Annotated in this window: 13 protein-coding genes; 8 read left to right on the top strand and 5 right to left on the bottom strand. The window is 66.3% G+C overall.

Going from position 1 to position 16,009, the window contains the following annotated elements:
* Positions 1–17: 17 nt before the first annotated feature.
* The gene (locus AZOLI_RS22415) at positions 18–923 is read left to right on the top strand and encodes a hydrogen peroxide-inducible genes activator (RefSeq protein WP_014249468.1); all 906 of its coding nucleotides are present in this window, start codon (positions 18–20) and stop codon (positions 921–923) included.
* Positions 924–964: 41 nt separating this feature from the next.
* On the opposite strand, the gene AZOLI_RS22410 is transcribed toward AZOLI_RS22415, so the two are convergent.
* A complete protein-coding gene (locus AZOLI_RS22410) occupies positions 965–1,303 on the bottom strand; it encodes a hypothetical protein (RefSeq protein ID WP_014249467.1) in 339 nt (112 codons plus the stop codon).
* 195 nt (positions 1,304–1,498) lie between these two features.
* Between AZOLI_RS22410 and AZOLI_RS22405 the strand changes: the two genes are divergently transcribed.
* Positions 1,499–2,173, top strand: coding sequence for a dienelactone hydrolase family protein (locus AZOLI_RS22405; protein WP_014249466.1), 675 nt, complete (start codon positions 1,499–1,501; stop codon positions 2,171–2,173).
* Here AZOLI_RS22405 and AZOLI_RS22400 read toward each other — a convergent pair.
* The 3 genes from AZOLI_RS22400 to AZOLI_RS32685 form a co-directional block, all read right to left on the bottom strand.
* A complete protein-coding gene (locus AZOLI_RS22400; RefSeq protein WP_014249465.1) occupies positions 2,085–2,840 on the bottom strand; it encodes a sulfite oxidase heme-binding subunit YedZ in 756 nt (251 codons plus the stop codon). The genes AZOLI_RS22405 and AZOLI_RS22400 overlap by 89 nt on opposite strands.
* A gap of 2 nt (positions 2,841–2,842) precedes the next feature.
* Positions 2,843–3,790 carry a protein-methionine-sulfoxide reductase catalytic subunit MsrP gene (gene msrP / locus AZOLI_RS22395; RefSeq protein WP_014249464.1) on the bottom strand — a complete coding sequence of 316 codons (948 nt, stop codon included), beginning with the start codon at positions 3,788–3,790 and terminating at the stop codon, positions 2,843–2,845.
* A 119-nt stretch (positions 3,791–3,909) separates the two neighbouring features.
* Positions 3,910–4,110 carry a hypothetical protein gene (locus AZOLI_RS32685; RefSeq protein WP_162488377.1) on the bottom strand — a complete coding sequence of 67 codons (201 nt, stop codon included), beginning with the start codon at positions 4,108–4,110 and terminating at the stop codon, positions 3,910–3,912.
* A 588-nt stretch (positions 4,111–4,698) separates the two neighbouring features.
* Between AZOLI_RS32685 and AZOLI_RS22385 the strand changes: the two genes are divergently transcribed.
* The 5 genes from AZOLI_RS22385 to AZOLI_RS22365 all read left to right on the top strand — a co-directional run bounded on the left by AZOLI_RS22385 (position 4,699) and on the right by AZOLI_RS22365 (position 14,219).
* Positions 4,699–10,566 carry a hybrid sensor histidine kinase/response regulator gene (locus AZOLI_RS22385; protein ID WP_044553021.1) on the top strand — a complete coding sequence of 1,956 codons (5,868 nt, stop codon included), beginning with the start codon at positions 4,699–4,701 and terminating at the stop codon, positions 10,564–10,566.
* A complete protein-coding gene (locus tag AZOLI_RS22380) occupies positions 10,563–12,887 on the top strand; it encodes a response regulator (RefSeq protein ID WP_014249461.1) in 2,325 nt (774 codons plus the stop codon). The genes AZOLI_RS22385 and AZOLI_RS22380 overlap by 4 nt, the downstream gene beginning before the upstream one ends.
* Positions 12,888–12,966: 79 nt before the next feature.
* Entirely contained in the window at positions 12,967–13,341 is a 375-nt protein-coding gene (locus AZOLI_RS22375) for a hypothetical protein (protein WP_014249460.1), read from the top strand.
* Positions 13,342–13,674: 333 nt separating this feature from the next.
* Positions 13,675–13,944 (top strand): DUF5985 family protein, encoded by a 270-nt coding sequence (locus AZOLI_RS22370; RefSeq protein ID WP_014249459.1) that lies wholly within the window; start codon positions 13,675–13,677, stop codon positions 13,942–13,944.
* Complete coding sequence (locus tag AZOLI_RS22365) at positions 13,944–14,219, top strand: DUF5985 family protein (RefSeq protein ID WP_014249458.1); 276 nt, start codon at positions 13,944–13,946, stop codon at positions 14,217–14,219. Before AZOLI_RS22370 ends, AZOLI_RS22365 begins: the two co-directional genes overlap by 1 nt.
* Positions 14,220–14,223: 4 nt before the next feature.
* Here the strand turns inward: AZOLI_RS22365 and AZOLI_RS22360 are convergent, their stop codons facing one another.
* Positions 14,224–14,634, bottom strand: coding sequence for a hypothetical protein (locus AZOLI_RS22360; RefSeq protein WP_014249457.1), 411 nt, complete (start codon positions 14,632–14,634; stop codon positions 14,224–14,226).
* Between the two features lie 207 nt (positions 14,635–14,841).
* On the opposite strand from AZOLI_RS22360, the gene purT reads away from it, so the two are divergent.
* A complete protein-coding gene (purT, locus tag AZOLI_RS22355) occupies positions 14,842–16,008 on the top strand; it encodes a formate-dependent phosphoribosylglycinamide formyltransferase (RefSeq protein ID WP_014249456.1) in 1,167 nt (388 codons plus the stop codon).
* Position 16,009 lies beyond the last annotated feature (1 nt).

The raw sequence follows: 16,009 nt of genomic DNA, 5'->3' as shown, positions 1-16,009 counted from the left end.
TGCGATAAGGCAAGCTTATGATTCCCGGCTCCGTGACACTCCGGCAGCTCCGCTATTTCGACGCGCTGGCGCATCATGCCCATTTCGGACGCGCGGCAGCCGCCTGTGCCGTTTCACAGCCGGCCCTGTCGATGCAGATCAAGGAGTTGGAGGAGGCGTTGGGGGCGGCGCTGGTCGAACGGGGCAGCAGGAGCGTCCGGCTGACGGCTTTCGGGCAGGAGGCGTCCCTGCGCGTCCGCGACATCCTGCATTCCATCGATCGATTGGGGGAGCTTGCACAATTGTCGCAGAACCGGATCAGCGGCCGGTTGCGCATCGGCATGATCCCAACGATTGCCCCCTATCTGCTGCCGGCGGTGATCGGGGTCATCATGCGGGAGCATCCCCATGTCGAGATCGAGGTGCGCGAGGCACTGACATCGAAGCTGATCGAGGAACTGGCCGAAGGGCGGCTCGACATCGCGATTGCCGCATTGCCGGTGTTCGAGCCGTCCTTGGCCGAGTTGGCGCTGTTCACGGAAAATTTCCTGCTGGTCCGGCCGGCCGAGGACGCGGGAAAGCCGGTGCCCAGCCGCGAAATGCTGCGCGAGATGCGCCTGCTTCTGTTGGAGGAGGGGCATTGCTTCCGCAACCAGGCCCTGTCCTTCTGCAACATGCCGTCCGCCTCGCCACGCAAGGCGCTGGAGGCGAACTCATTCTCCACGCTGGTCCAGATGGTCAGGGTCGGAATGGGCGTGACGCTGGTCCCGGAGATGGCCGTCGAAATGGAGACCGGTTCCGGTTCGGTGTCCGTCGTCCGCTTCAAGGACCCGCAACCGTCCCGCACCGTCGGCATGATCTGGCGTAAGACGACGCCATTGGACGCACAGTTCCGGCAATTGGCGACACTGCTGGCACAGCCGCTCGATCGAAGACGTGCGTAAGTCTGAGGGGCACCGCGGCCGGCCGCGGTGCCCGCCAGCCGTCAGTCGAAGCTGAAACCCTGATCCTTCATGTAGATGTTCTTCACCTTGCACCAGTCGACGCTGAACTTCTCCGACTCATAGCCGACCCAGTCCACCTTGAACGGAACGACGCAGTTGCCGTCATTGCTGCCCCAATCCATTTCGGCGGATTCGCCGGGCTTCAGCTTGAAGTCGATCCAGTTCTTGCTCCACGCCCCGCCTTCGAAGGTGCGGAAGCCGTTGATGACGTACTCCGAGGACTTGTTGTGGAGATTGAACTTGTAGGTGTCCGCGGCCTGGGCGGAAACCGCCGCCCCGGCCAGGGCGGCGAAAACGGCGAGAAAAGCGAATCTGCGCACGGTCGACCTCGTCGTGGATAGGCCGCCACCACTGGCGGTAATCCGAAGGATGGCGAAGCAACAATACCGGCGGAAGAGAGTATATGACCTTCGGGCCGCAGTGCCGCCCTGTCGCCAGTTGCCCTCCGGGCCGCTCCTCTTATGATTGGCGGCAATGACCGCATGGACGGTCTTGCAAGACGAAGGGTTCGGGACATGAATGACGCAACGGCGGGCTGGATCGAACTCCAGGCCGCGGACGGCCACCGGCTTCGCGCCTATCGGGCACCGGCCAAGGGCGAGGAAATCGGGCGCCTGATCGTGGCGCCGGAGATTTTCGGCATCAACCGCCATATCCGCAGCGTGTGCGACGGCTTCGCCCAGCAGGGCTTCACCACCGTGGCGCCCGATCTGTTCGACCGTGCCGAGCGCGGGGTGGAGCTGCCCTATGACGATGCCGGGATCCAGCGGGGCATCGCGCTGAAGGGAGCGGTGCCGACCGCGGACGCGTTGCAGGACGTCGCGGCGGCGCTGGCCCATCTGGGCGGTGACGGAACGGCGGCCATCGTCGGCTATTGCTGGGGCGGCAGCATCGCCTGGGCGTCGGCGGCGGTCCTGCCGGTGCGCGCCGCCGTCGGCTATTACGGCGGCGAGATCGGCAAGACGCTGGACAGCGCCCCGCGGGTGCCGACCCTGCTGCATTTCGGCGAACAGGACCACGCCATCCCCGTGTCGGTGGCGGAGGCCGTGCGGTCACGTTACCCGTGGCTGCCGGTGCATGTCTATCCGGCCGGCCACGGCTTCAACTGCGACGAGCGGGGGAGCTTCCATCCGGGAAGCGCGGTGCTGGCGCTTCGCCGGACCGTGGGGCTGCTGCGGGCCGTGTTCTGACGGACACCCGTCCGGCCTGCGGGTCCTTCCGCCGTCCCAGCCGGATCGGCCAACGGCGGAAGGCCAGCAGCCCGATGCAGATCAACGCATAGACCAGGGGCGCCGTCTGCCAGCCCTTCACCAGCATGATGAAGTGCAGGCAGCCGGCCAGCCCGGCGACGAACACGCAGCGGTGCAGGGCGCGCCAGCGCTGGCCGCCCAGCCGCTTCACCATGCCGTCGGTGGAGGTCGCGGCCAGCGCCGTCAGGATCAGGAAGCCGCCCATGCCGACCGTGATGTAGGGCCGCTTGACAATGTCCTTCCAGATCGCAGCCCAGTCGAAGAACTGATCCAGCCCGATGTAGGTGGACAGGTGGACGGTGGCGTAGAAGAAGGCGAACAGCCCCAGCATCCGCCGGAAGCGCGCCAGCCCCGCCACCCCCGTCAGCATGCGCAGCGGCGTCAGCGCCAGGGCGATCAGCAGGAAGCGCAAGGCCCACAAGCCGCTGGCCTTGACGCTTTCCAGCACCGGCTCCGCCCCCAGCTCGCCGGTGTAGGCGAGCCACATGGTCCAGACCAGCGGGACGAGGCAGAGGGTGAAGACGGCGGGCTTGGCCCAACGCGACGCGAGCGCGGCGTTGGCGCCGGCGCGCGGATCGACGCCGGCGGCGGCTGTGGGGTTGGCCATGGTCAGTAATTCGCCTTCAGGTCCATCCCGGCATAGAGCGACGCGACCTCCTCGGCATAGCCGTTGAAGGGCAGGGTCTTGCGGCGGGAGAATTCACCGACGCGCCGCTCGGTCGCCTGGCTCCAGCGCGGATGGTCGACCTCCGGATTGACGTTGGAGTAGAAACCGTATTCGCGCGGCTGCGACTTGTTCCAGGCCGTCGGCGGCTGGTCCTTCACCAGCGTGATCCTGACGATCGACTTGATCGACTTGAAGCCGTATTTCCACGGCACCACCAGCCGGATCGGTGCGCCGTTCTGGTTGGGCAGCACCTCGCCATACATGCCGACGGCGAGCAGGGTCAGCGGGTGCATCGCCTCGTCCAGCCGCAGCCCCTCGGTATAGGGCCAGTCCAGCACCCAGGAGCGCAGGCCCGGCATCTGTTTGGGATCGTTCAGGGTCTGGAAGGCGACGTATTTGGCGTTGCCGGTCGGCTCCACCCGCTTCAGCAGTTCGGCCAGGGAGAAGCCGACCCAGGGAATCACCATCGACCAGCCTTCGACGCAGCGCAGACGGTAGATGCGCTCCTCCATCGGGAATTTCAGCATATCCTCGATGCCGATGGTCATCGGCTTGGCGACCTCGCCGCCGATGGCGATCTCCCACGGACGGGTCTTCAGCGTGCCGGCATTCTCGGCGGGATCGCCCTTGCCGGTGCCGAATTCATAGAAGTTGTTGTAGGTCGTGGCCGACTTCATCGGCGTCGTGGGGTCGAATTTCGGGTCGGCCGGCTTGATCGTGGTCGGCACCTGGAAGGAGGCGGCGAAGGCATTGCCGCTCCACACCGGCAGGCTGCCCAGTGCCATCGCGGCGGCACCGCCGGCCATCAGGCTGCGGCGGGTCAGAAACAGGTCCCGCGGCGTCACCTCGTCCTCGCGGACCTGCGAGGGGGTGGGGAATTTGAACAGCATCGACCTCTCCCGAACGGACCATTCCTGCCAGTAAGCATAGGTCTGCGGCAGGCCGCCGGCAAATCACGCTCTCTACACGATTGCGTGAGCGGTCGATGAGAGCGGTCGATGATGAGGCTTCAGCGGCGGCCGAGCGGGATCACGATGGCGGGACCGCCGAGGCCGCCGCTGCGCGCCACCCGCCGAACGGGGAAGGGCAGCACGTCCGCCGCCGGCCTGGGCGGGCCGAGCGACGGCAGTCCGGCTAAGGAATGGACCAGGATTGCGCCGCTGTTGCAGGCGCGCATCCAGGAAAGCATGCAGTACATCGATGCCTGCATGGAAATCGTCCAGAGAATCATGGTCAAGCCCTGGGCTGTGACGACAGTCGAATTGGTCTCGCCCTGCGGGAATTGGCTGCGTGCCGAATGATCCCGCTGTGGTTCGGATCCATAACGAGGTCGGTCACTGAATCGTTCCGGCTCTTATACGATGGTTGAGCAGGGCTTTTCTGGAAGGGCAGGTTCGTGGTGCATAGAAGTTTTGTCTGCGAGCAAAATGTCGCCTCCTAAAACGGCGGTTGTCCTGTCATGGGGTAAATCGCGTGGAAAACGCCGGCAATCTGAAGAATCCCCGGCCTTCATCCTAAGTCATAGGCATGGTCTCTACGCCGGAAGTCGGAGAACATACGAAAGGCCAAATTGACCTGAATCGCCTTTACTTCATCGTGCGGGGATGTAGGACTGCGCAGTCACTCTCCGGCTCAGGCTTCGGTGCGCGCTGGCCGGTTGCGGGTATTCGGTTTCTTAGCTGAGACGGGTTGTATTTACTGGATCGCACTCCGGGATGGTGCCGGGGCGGTCGATTGCTGTGGCGGAATGCGGTCCATGGTGGGCCGGCGCGTGGGCAAGGGGAACGGCATGACGGCGATGGTGGAAACGGCGGATGCGTTGGATCCGAAGGTTCTGCTGCTGGCCTTGCGGCAACTGCGCAAGGGCGATTTCTCCGTGCGGCTGCCGCTCGACCTGACCGGAATGGACGGCGAGATCGCCGCCGCCTTCAACGACGTGGTGGAGCTGAACCAGAACCTGACCACGGAGGTCAGCCGGCTCAGCGTCGCCATCGGCAAGGAAGGCCGCATCAGCCAGCGTGCCAAGCTGACCAACGCATCCGGCGGGTGGGAAACCTGCGTCGACAGCATCAACACGCTGGTCGGCGACATGATCCAGCCGACGACGGAAATCGCGCGGGTGATCGGTGCCGTCGCCAAGGGCGACCTGTCCAAGACCATGGCTCTGGAGATCGAAGGCCGTCCGCTGCAGGGCGAGTTCCTGCGCACCGCCCGCAACGTCAACACCATGGTGGACCAGCTCGTCACCGTCACCACCGAACTGACGCGCGTGGCGCGCGAGGTTGGCATCGAGGGCAAGCTGGGCGGCCAAGCCCAGGTGAAGGGCGTCGCCGGCACCTGGAAGGACTTGACGGAGAACGTCAATGTGATGGCAGCGAACCTGACCGGTCAGGTGCGTAACATCGCCGAGGTGACGACGGCGGTCGCGAAGGGCGATCTGTCGAAGAAGATCACCGTCGACGTAAAGGGCGAAATCCTGGAGCTGAAGTCCACCATCAACACAATGGTGGACCAGCTGAACAGCTTTGCCTCGGAAGTGACGCGCGTGGCGCGCGAGGTGGGCTCCGAAGGGAAGCTGGGCGGACAGGCGAAGGTCGAGGGTGTCGGCGGCACCTGGAAGGACCTGACCGACAACGTGAACATGATGGCGGCGAACCTCACGGGACAGGTCCGCAACATCGCCGAAGTGACAACGGCGGTCGCGAAGGGCGATCTGTCGAAGAAGATCACCGTCGACGTGAAGGGCGAAATCCTGGAGCTGAAATCCACCATCAACACCATGGTGGACCAGTTGAACAGCTTCGCTTCGGAAGTGACGCGCGTCGCCAGAGAAGTGGGCTCCGAAGGCAAGCTGGGCGGTCAGGCGAAGGTGGAGGGTGTCGGCGGCACCTGGAAGGATCTGACCGACAGCGTGAACATGATGGCGGCCAACCTCACGGGACAGGTCCGCAACATCGCCGACGTGACCACCGCCGTCGCGACGGGTGACTTGTCGAAGAAGATCACCGTCGACGTGAAGGGCGAGATTCTGGAGTTGAAATCCACCATCAACACCATGGTGGACCAGCTGAACAGTTTCGCTTCCGAAGTGACGCGCGTGGCCCGAGAGGTGGGCTCGGAAGGCAAGCTCGGCGGTCAGGCGCGGGTGGAGGGTGTCGGCGGGACATGGAAAGACCTGACCGACAGCGTGAACCTCATGGCGGCCAACCTGACGGGGCAGGTGCGCAACATCGCCGACGTGACGACCGCGGTCGCCAACGGCGACCTGTCGAAGAAGATCACCGTGCCGGTGAAGGGCGAAATCCTGGAGCTGAAGAACACCATCAACACCATGGTGGACCAGCTGAACAGCTTCGCCTCGGAAGTGACGCGCGTGGCGCGCGAGGTGGGGTCCGAAGGCAAGCTCGGCGGTCAGGCCCAGGTGAAGGGCGTCGGCGGCACTTGGAAGGACCTCACCGACAGCGTGAACGCGATGGCGACCAACCTGACGGGGCAGGTCCGCAACATTGCGGAGGTGACGACGGCGGTCGCCAACGGCGATCTGTCGAAGAAGATCACCGTCGACGTGAAGGGCGAGATCCTTGAGCTGAAATCCACCATCAACACCATGGTGGACCAGCTGAACAGCTTCGCCTCGGAAGTGACGCGCGTCGCGCGCGAGGTGGGCTCCGAAGGAAAGCTCGGCGGTCAGGCCCAGGTGAAGGGCGTCGGCGGCACCTGGAAGGACCTGACCGACAATGTGAACGCGATGGCGACCAACCTGACGGGTCAGGTCCGCAACATCGCCGAAGTCACCACCGCGGTCGCCAACGGCGACCTGTCGAAGAAGATCACCGTCGACGTGAAGGGAGAAATCCTGGAGCTGAAATCCACCATCAACACCATGGTGGATCAGCTGAACAGCTTCGCCTCCGAAGTCGCCCGCGTGGCGCGCGAGGTGGGCATCGAGGGCAAACTGGGAGGTCAGGCGCAGGTGAAGGGGGTTGCCGGCACCTGGAAGGACCTAACCGACAATGTGAACATGATGGCGGCGAACCTGACCGGTCAGGTCCGCAACATCGCTGAAGTCACCACCGCGGTGGCCAAGGGCGATTTGTCGAAGAAGATCACCGTCGATGTGAAGGGCGAGATCTTCGAACTGAAATCCACCATCAATACCATGGTGGACCAGCTGAACAGCTTCGCCTCGGAAGTGACGCGCGTGGCGCGCGAGGTGGGTTCCGAAGGAAAGCTTGGCGGTCAGGCGAAGGTCGAGGGCGTCGGCGGCACCTGGAAGGATCTGACCGACAATGTGAACATGATGGCGGCCAACCTGACGGGGCAGGTGCGCGGCATCGCCAGCGTCGTCACCGCGGTGGCCGACGGCGACCTGAAGCGCAAGCTGGCGGTGGACGCCAAGGGCGAGATCGCGGCACTGGCCAACACCATCAACGGCATGATCGACACGCTGGCGACCTTCGCCGATCAGGTCACCAACGTGGCGCGCGAGGTGGGCATCGAAGGCAAGCTGGGCGGTCAGGCCCGCGTGCCCGGCGCCGCCGGCCTGTGGAAGGACCTGACGGAGAATGTGAACCAGCTGGCCGCAAACCTGACCACCCAGGTGCGCGCCATCGCCGAGGTCGCCACCGCGGTGACCAAGGGCGACCTGACCCGCTCCATCACCGTCGAGGCGATGGGCGAGGTCGCGGCGCTGAAGGACAATATCAACGAGATGATCCGCAATCTTCGCGACACGACGCTGAAGAATGCGGAACAGGATTGGCTGAAGACCAACCTTGCCAAATTCACCCGCATGCTGCAGGGCGAACGCGATCTGGTCACCGTCTCCAACATGATCCTGTCGGAGATCGCCCCGCTGGTGAATGCGCAGCACGGCGTCTTCTACGTCGCCACCCGCGACCGCGACGAGCCGCTGCTGGAACTGGTCGCCTCCTACGCGCTGAAGGAGCGCAAGAACCTGTCCAACCGCTTCCACATGAAGGAAGGTCTGGTCGGGCAGTGCGCCTACGAGAAGAAGCGCATCCTGCTCACCAACGTGCCGCGCGACTATGTCGCCATCAGTTCCGGCCTGGGCGAGGCGCCGCCGCTGAACATCATCGTCCTGCCGGTGCTGTTCGAGGACGACGTGAAGGCGGTGATCGAACTGGCGAGCTTCGGCCGCTTCAGCGAGACGCACCAGAGCTTCCTGGAGCAGCTGACCGAGAGCATCGGCATCGTGCTGAACACCATCGCCGCCAACATGCGCACCGAAGGCCTGCTGAAGCAGTCGCAGCGCCTGACCACCGAACTGCAGAGCCAGCAGGAGGAGCTGAAGACCACCAACGAGCGGCTGGAACAGCAGGCCGCCTCGCTGCGCAAGTCGGAAGAGCTGCTGAAGGCCCAGCAGGAAAAGCTGACCACCACCAACGAGGCGCTGGAGGAAAAGGCCGAGCAGCTGGAGAAGCAGAACATCGAGGTGGAGCGCAAGAACCGCGAGGTCGTGCTCGCCAAGGCGGCGCTGGAGGAGAAGGCGGAACAGCTTGCCCTGACCTCCAAATACAAGTCGCAGTTCCTGGCGAACATGAGCCACGAGCTGCGCACGCCGCTGAACAGCCTGCTGATCCTGTCCAAGCTGCTGGCCGACAACCCGGACACCAACCTGTCCGACCGTCAGGTGGAATTCGCCCGCACCATCCATTCCGCCGGGTCGGACCTGCTGGGGCTGATCAACGACATCCTCGACCTGTCGAAGATCGAATCCGGCACCGTGACGCTGGAGATCGGCGAGGTCGTGCTGGGCGACCTGCGCAACCATGTGGAGCGCACCTTCTCGCAGGTGGCGCAGGAAAAGAAGCTGGCCTTCGCCATCGAGATGGACGAAGCGCTGCCGGCCAGCATCCAGACCGACGAGAAGCGGCTGGCCCAGGTGCTGAACAATTTGCTGTCCAACGCCTTCAAGTTCACCGACGCCGGCGGCATCACCTTCCGCGTCGCCCCGGCGACGAAGGGCTGGAGTGCCGCACACCCGACGCTGAACGCGGCGTCGTCGGTGCTGGCCTTCACCGTCATCGACACCGGCATCGGCATCCCCGAGGACAAGCAGCGCATCATCTTCGAGGCGTTCCAGCAGGCCGACGGCACCACCAGCCGCAAATACGGCGGCACCGGGCTCGGCCTGTCGATCAGCCGCGAGATCGCCCGCCTGCTGGGCGGCGAGATCCGGGTGACCAGCACGCCCGGCAAGGGCAGCGCCTTCACGCTCTATGTCCCGCGCAGCTACGACGCCGCGGAGGAGACCGCCAATCCGCTGGTTGCCGCGGCCAGCACCGCGCCGGTTCCCGCCGGCCTGCTGCCCAAGCGGACGGAGGCGGCGACCCGCCCGGTGGTGGCGTCCGGCCCGCAGGACGGGCTCGCCCTGCTCGACATGCCGGCCGGCGACGACCGCGACCGCCTGCGCCCCGGCGAGCCCGTGGTGCTGATCGTGGAGGACGACGCGACCTTCGCCTCCATCCTGCTCGATCTGGCGCGCGAAAAGGGCTTCCGCACCGTTCTGTCCAACGGCGGGGCGGCGGCGCTGCCGCTGGCGCGCAAATACCGGCCGGATGCCATCCTGCTCGACATCGGCTTGCCGGACATGGACGGCTGGGCGCTGCTCGACCTTCTGAAGCGCGACCCGCAGACCCGCCATATCCCTGTCCACGTCATCTCCGCCAAGGACGAACGGCGGCGCGGCCTGTCGATGGGCGCCTTCGACTATTCGGAAAAGCCGGTGGAGCGCGAGGCGATCTTCGATGCCCTGAACCGGGTGAAGAGCTTCAAGGAACGCGATCGCCGCAAGCTGCTGGTGGTGGAGAAGGACAATCCGCAGCCGGGCGCCGTCGCCGCCCTGATCGGCAACGGCGACGTGGAGACCCACACCGTCACCTCCATCGAAGCGGCGATGGCGGCGCTGTCGGCCGACCGCTTCGACTGCATGGTGCTGGACCTGTCCAACCCGGCGCTGCCCGGCCCCTCCGCCGCCGATTTCGAACTGGTGGAATGGCTGCGCACCCGCGACACGCTCGCCTGGACGCCGGTGGTGGTCTATGTCGCCCCCGACATCACGGCGGAGGACGAGGCGCGGCTGCGCCGGCTGGCCGAGACCGTGGTGCTGAAGAGTGCCCGGTCGCCCGCCGGCCTGATCGACGAGACCGCGCTGTTCCTGCACCGTGCCGTCGACACGCTGCCTGAGGACAAGCGGCGCAGCATCCTGGACCTGCGCCGGAACGACCCCTCGCTGGCCGGGAAGCGGGTGCTGGTGATCGACGACGACATCCGCAACATCTTCTCGCTCGCCAGCGTGATGGAGGCCCACAGGATCGAGGTCCTGCATGCCGAAAGCGGTCGCGAGGGGATCGAGCGGCTGCGTGCCGATCCCGGCGTCGACGTGGTGCTGGTCGACATCATGATGCCGGAGATGGACGGCTACGAAACCATGCGCAAGATCCGCAGCATCGACGAGTTCCGCGGCCTGCCGATGATCGCCGTCACCGCGAAGGCGATGAAGGGCGACCGCGACAAGTGCATCGAGGCCGGAGCGACCGACTATATCGCCAAGCCGGTGGACATCGACCATCTGCTGTCCCTGCTGCGGATCTGGACCGCCAAGGGCGGCCGGCCGCAGACGCGCGGCGGGGTTCCGGCATGACCCGGCGCAAGCTCCGCCCGGCGCGGGTCGCGCGGCGCTGGCCCTTCGTGCCGCCGCCTGCCTTCGCGGTGCCGGCGGTCCGCCAGACGCTTCTGCCGCCGGATGTGGTGATGCCCGTACGGGTGCCCGTTCCGGCCGTCACGCCCGCACCGGCGGCCGGTGCCCTCGCGGGATGGGAAAGCATGACCACCGACGCTCCTCCGCAGCCCGACAAGGCCGACGTGGCGATCCTGATCGTCGATGACGACCCGCGGAACCTGTTCGCCGTGCGCGAGACGCTGGAGGACATGGGGGCGCAGCTCGTCCTGGCACGGTCGGGGGAGGAGGCGCTGAAGCACCTGCTGCGCCAGGACTTCGCGCTGATCCTGCTCGACGTCCATATGCCGGGGATGGACGGCTACGAAACGGCGGAGCTGATCCGCCTGCGCGAGAAGTCGCGCCACATCCCCATCATCTTCCTGACCGCCATCAACAAGGACGAGACGCACATCTTCCGCGGCTATGCCAGCGGCGCCGTGGATTACATGTTCAAGCCGGTCGATCCGCACATCCTGAAATGCAAGGTGGCGGTCTTCGTCGACCTCTACCGCAAAACAGAGGCGGTGAAGCGCGAGGTTGAGGCCAAGCAGCGCCTGCTGGACGAGAACGAGCGGGTGCGGCGCGAGATGCGGCAGGCCGAACAGGCGCTGCGCCGGTCGGAGGAGCGGCAGGCGCTGATCCTCGGCCAACTGCCCATCGTGCTCTATACCGCGGATCTGACGCCGGGCATTCCCTTCCGCTACCTGTCGGACACGGTGCAGTCGGTGCTGGGCTGCCCGGCCGCCCGCTTCATCGAGGACCCCGGTTATTGGGAAGCGGGGCTTCATCCGGACGACCGCAACCGCGTGCTGCGCCAGCTGGAGTCGATCCACGACGCCGGGCTGACGACGGTCGAATACCGCTGGCGCTGCCCGGACGGCAGCGAGCGCCATCTGCTGGACCAGGCGGTGGTGGTGCGCGACGAGGGCGGCCGGCCGGCCGAGCTGTTCGGCACCATCCTGGACGTGACCGAGACGCGCCAGGCCCAGCGCCAGCTCGCCCACGCCCAGAAGATGGAACTGGTCGGCCAGCTGACCGGCGGCATCGCCCACGACTTCAACAACATGCTGATGGTGGTGATCGGCAGCCTCGAAAGGCTGGTCCCCGGCCTCGCCGACGATCCGAAGGCGGCGAAGCGGGCGGAGATGGCGCTGCAGGCGGCGCTGCGCTGTTCCGACATGACGCGGCGCCTGCTGACCTTCGCCCGGCGCCAGCAGCTTCACCCGGAGCCGGTCGATCTCGGGGCGCTGGTCGCCGGCATGGGCGAGCTGATGGAGCGCACGCTTGGCGGCGGCGTCGCCATCGCCATCGAGGCGCCTGCGGCCGGTGCGGAGCCGCTGTGGACCGCGTCGGTCGACCGGTCGCAGGCGGAATCGGCCCTGCTGAACCTCGTCATCAACGCCCGCGACGCCATGCCCGGCGGCGGCACCCTGCGTATCCGCACGGAAAACGCCCGTTTCGAGGATACGCAGGCTGCCCATGGCATGTCCGTCCCGGCCGGCGACTACATCCTGTTGTCGGTGTCCGACAGCGGATGCGGCATGCCGCCGGAGGTGCTGGAGCGCGCGTTCGAGCCCTTCTTCACCACCAAGGACGCGGGGAAGGGCACCGGGCTCGGCCTTGCCATGATCCATGGCTTCGTCAAGCAGTCGGGCGGGCTGATCGGCATCGACAGCAGTCCGGGTGTCGGCACCACCTTCCGCCTTTACCTGCCGCGGGCCGCCGTCGACGCGGTCCATGGCACGGCCTTCGACGACGACGGCGCCGACGAGGCGTTCGCCGGCCGAGGCGAGACGGTGCTGGTGGTGGATGACGACGCCGACGTGCGCGCCGTCGCCGTCCAGGCCGTGGGTGCGCTGGGCTACCGCGTGCTGGAAGCAGATGGGGCGGAAGCGGCGCTGACCCTGCTGGACCGCCTGCCTGTCGATCTCCTGTTCACCGATATCGTGATGCCGGGCGGCCTGAACGGGCGTGAACTGGCGCGCGAGGGGCTGCGCCGCCACCCCGCGCTGCGGGTCCTGTTCGCCTCGGGCTATGCCAACGGAACCAATGCGCCGGAGCAGGAGGCCGGCGCCGCCATGCCCGCGGACGACGGCACCGATCCGGGTGCCGTTCTGGGGGCGGTTTTGAGCCGGGCGGAGACGCTGGCCAAGCCCTATCGCGACGGCGATCTCGCCCGCGCGCTGCGCCGGGCGCTGGATCTGCAGTCCCCCCTCGCGCCGGCGGAGGCCGTCCGGGGCTGACGACGGGGATCAATGGCGGGGATCGATGGCGGCGCCGTCCCATGCCGCCGATTGTGCACATCAGGTCAGGTTCTGGTTCATGGTTTTGTCCGACGATGCGCTTACCCTGCTTCGAAGCTCGATCCGTTCGGTCTGGGCGCTCGAACTTCTGCTTCTGCTGCGCCGGACCCCCGGGCGCGACTGGTCCAAGGCCGACCTCGTGCGCGAGTTGCGGGGCAGCGACGTGGTGGTGCAGGAGGCGCTTGGCGGCTTTCTCGGCGCCGGGCTGGTGATGGCGCTGGCGGATGGTTGCCACCGCTACCATCCCGCCGCACCCATCCTCGACCAATGGGTCGAGGAGATCGCGCAGGCCTATGCCACCCGCCCCTCCGCCATCATCCGGGAGATCTTCGCTGCCCCCGGCAACAAGGTGCAGATCTTCGCCGATTCCTTCCGCTTCCGCCTCAACGACTGACGCCGGTGAATGACATGACCGCCGCTTTGCAATCCGACATCGTGGACCGATCGCCCTCTCCTTGGTCCGGGAGCTACAGGATGCACACATTTCGCATTTGCGAAAAGACGTGCAGCTTGGCGTTGAGGACAGCCCCTCTCCCCTCGCGGGAGAGGGGTTGGGGTGAGGGGCGGATACTTGATTTCCACGGGCTTTCAGCTGGTCGCCCCCCTCATCCCAACCCTTCTCCCGCAAGGGGAGAAGGGCTTTTCACTACCGATGGTTGCCGCTATTTCGCAGAGGCGAGATGTGTGAATGCCATAGCGTCCGGGAGAGCGGGGTGGGGGCGCTGACATGGACGTCGTGAAGTCGGCGGTCTATCTGCTGTGCTTTGCCGCCAGCCTGTTGTGCATGGTCCTGCTGCTGCGCAGCTTCCTGCGGTCGCGCAGCCGGCTTCTGCTGTGGAGCACGCTGTGCTTCGTCTGCCTGTCGATCAACAACCTGCTGCTGTTCATCGACGTCGTGCTCCTGCCGACCCAGGTGGACCTGCTGCCGTTCCGCCAGTTCTCCGCCATGGCCGGCGTGGGCGTGCTGCTCTACGGCTTCATCTGGGATGCAGAGTGATGCTGCCGACGACCTACAGCTTCTTCACCGGTGCGCTTGCGGCACTCTATGCGGTGGCCGGACTGTTCTTCCTCAGCTTCTGGAGGCGGACGCGAGATGCGCTGTTCGTCTCCTTCGCGCTGGCCTTCGCCCTGCTGGCGGTGAACCAGAGCGTCCTGGCGCTCGGCGGGCTGGAACGGGAGGAGCAGAGCTGGGTCTATCTGCTGCGGCTGCTGGCCTTCCTCTTGATCATCGCCGCCATCGTCCGCAAGAATCTGGAGGGGCGCCGCCGGTAACGCATCACTTCCGTCCGTCGCCGAACCGGCGGCAGTCCCACTCGTCGGTGCCCGACTCCGCCCGGCCGCCGTTGGAGGTGCGGTAACGCCCGTCGTCGCATTGGCCGTTGCCGGCATAGCGGCTGTAGCCGTCGCGCCCCCGTTCGCCATAATGGCCGTTTCCGTAGTAGCCGCCGTTGTGATAGCCGTCGCTGCGGTGGCGGCGCCGGTCGCGCTCGTAAGAGCGGTCATCGTCATCGTCGCCGGCGGTCGCCGCCAGCACGCCCAGCCCCACCACCGCGGCGCCGATCAGCAGGGCGCCCGTCATGTCGTCGTTGCCATTCCCGGCGCAGCCCGGCAGGGCCAGCGACACCGCAAGGCAAGCGGCCAACACCGTCCTGCCGCCGAAGACACCGCGCCGCACCGTCTTTTCCATCGCCGCCTCCCAGCATCGGGTACTTTCATGCATGAACACACAGGCAGGGCTTTTCATCCAGTACCATTATAATTTCTTTTTAGAAATATTTGTTCTGCTCAGCTGTCGCTGTCCTGATCGCATGCCGGGGTGCTCACCGCGGGGCTTGGCCCGGCCGGGAGGAAGCCCTATGGTCGGCCTGCTGTCGCCAAAATGGGGAGTGCGTGGATGTTCACCGCCAGGATCCTGCTGCTCGGCTCCGGTGAGCTGGGCAAGGAATTCGTCATCGCCGCGAAGCGGCTGGGCTGCGAGGTCATCGCCTGCGACAGCTACGCCAACGCGCCTGCGATGCAGGTCGCCGACCGGGCGGAGGTGTTCTCCATGCTGGACGCCGACGCCCTGCGCGCCGCCATCGCCAAGCACCGCCCCGACTTCATCGTGCCGGAGGTGGAGGCGATCCGCACCGAGGTGCTGCACGAGTTCGAGGATGCCGGCACCATTGTCGTGCCGTCGGCCCGCGCCGCCACCATGACGATGAACCGCGACCGCATCCGCGAGGTCGCCGCGACGGAGCTCGGTCTGCGCACCTCGCGCTATCGCTATGCCGAAAGCCTGGACGAGGTCCGCGCCGGGGCGGAGCACACCGGCTTCCCCTGCGTCATCAAGCCGGTGATGTCGTCGTCGGGCAAGGGGCAGAGCACGGTGCAGGACGCCGCCGGGCTGGAAGCCGCCTGGGACTATGCGGTGGCGAACATGCGCGGCGACCGCCGCAAGGTGATCGTCGAGGAATTCGTCGCCTTCGAATACGAGATCACGCTGCTGACCGTCCGCACCCGCGACGGCATCCTCTATTGCGAGCCGATCGGCCACCGGCAGGAGCGCGGCGACTACCAGGAATCCTGGCAGCCGGTCGCCATGCCGCAGGCGATGCTGGACGACGCCAAGGCGATGGCGGCCCGCGTCGTCGACAATCTCGGCGGCTACGGCATCTTCGGCGTCGAGTTCTTCGTGACGGCCGACGAGGTCGTCTTCTCCGAGCTGTCGCCGCGCCCGCACGACACCGGCATGGTCACCCTGCTGTCGCAGAACCTGTCGGAATTCGAACTGCACGCCCGCGCCATCCTGGGCCTGCCGATCCACAACATCGTCTGCCGCAGCCCGTCGGCCTCCGCCGTCATCCTGGCCGACCGCGAGGCGGAGAGCTTCCGCATCGAGGGGCTGGCCGATGCGCTGAGCCTGGGCAGCGCGGAGCAGGAGGTCGACGTCCGGTTGTTCGGCAAGCCGACCACCCGCAAGAACCGCCGCATGGGCGTGGCGCTCGCCACCGGCACCGACACCGACGACGCGCGTGCGCGGGCCAAGCAGGCGGCGGACAAGGTGACGATCCGGTATTGAT

It is taken from the genome of Azospirillum lipoferum 4B (assembly GCF_000283655.1).
GTDB classification, from domain to species: domain Bacteria; phylum Pseudomonadota; class Alphaproteobacteria; order Azospirillales; family Azospirillaceae; genus Azospirillum; species Azospirillum lipoferum_C.
Note: the sequence above shows the minus strand (reverse complement) of the source record. Positions and strands in the feature narration are given on the sequence as shown.

Coding starts and splice junctions, on each gene's coding strand:
- AZOLI_RS32685 (WP_162488377.1), bottom strand. CDS start 4,110: ATGCAGGCATCGATGTACTGCATGCTTTCCTGGATGCGCGCCTGCAAC.
- msrP (WP_014249464.1), bottom strand. CDS start 3,790: ATGCTGTTCAAATTCCCCACCCCCTCGCAGGTCCGCGAGGACGAGGTG.
- AZOLI_RS22405 (WP_014249466.1), top strand. CDS start 1,499: ATGAATGACGCAACGGCGGGCTGGATCGAACTCCAGGCCGCGGACGGC.
- AZOLI_RS22380 (WP_014249461.1), top strand. CDS start 10,563: ATGACCCGGCGCAAGCTCCGCCCGGCGCGGGTCGCGCGGCGCTGGCCC.
- AZOLI_RS22365 (WP_014249458.1), top strand. CDS start 13,944: ATGCTGCCGACGACCTACAGCTTCTTCACCGGTGCGCTTGCGGCACTC.
- AZOLI_RS22385 (WP_044553021.1), top strand. CDS start 4,699: ATGGTGGAAACGGCGGATGCGTTGGATCCGAAGGTTCTGCTGCTGGCC.
- AZOLI_RS22375 (WP_014249460.1), top strand. CDS start 12,967: ATGGTTTTGTCCGACGATGCGCTTACCCTGCTTCGAAGCTCGATCCGT.
- AZOLI_RS22415 (WP_014249468.1), top strand. CDS start 18: ATGATTCCCGGCTCCGTGACACTCCGGCAGCTCCGCTATTTCGACGCG.
- AZOLI_RS22400 (WP_014249465.1), bottom strand. CDS start 2,840: ATGGCCAACCCCACAGCCGCCGCCGGCGTCGATCCGCGCGCCGGCGCC.
- AZOLI_RS22370 (WP_014249459.1), top strand. CDS start 13,675: ATGGACGTCGTGAAGTCGGCGGTCTATCTGCTGTGCTTTGCCGCCAGC.
- purT (WP_014249456.1), top strand. CDS start 14,842: ATGTTCACCGCCAGGATCCTGCTGCTCGGCTCCGGTGAGCTGGGCAAG.
- AZOLI_RS22360 (WP_014249457.1), bottom strand. CDS start 14,634: ATGGAAAAGACGGTGCGGCGCGGTGTCTTCGGCGGCAGGACGGTGTTG.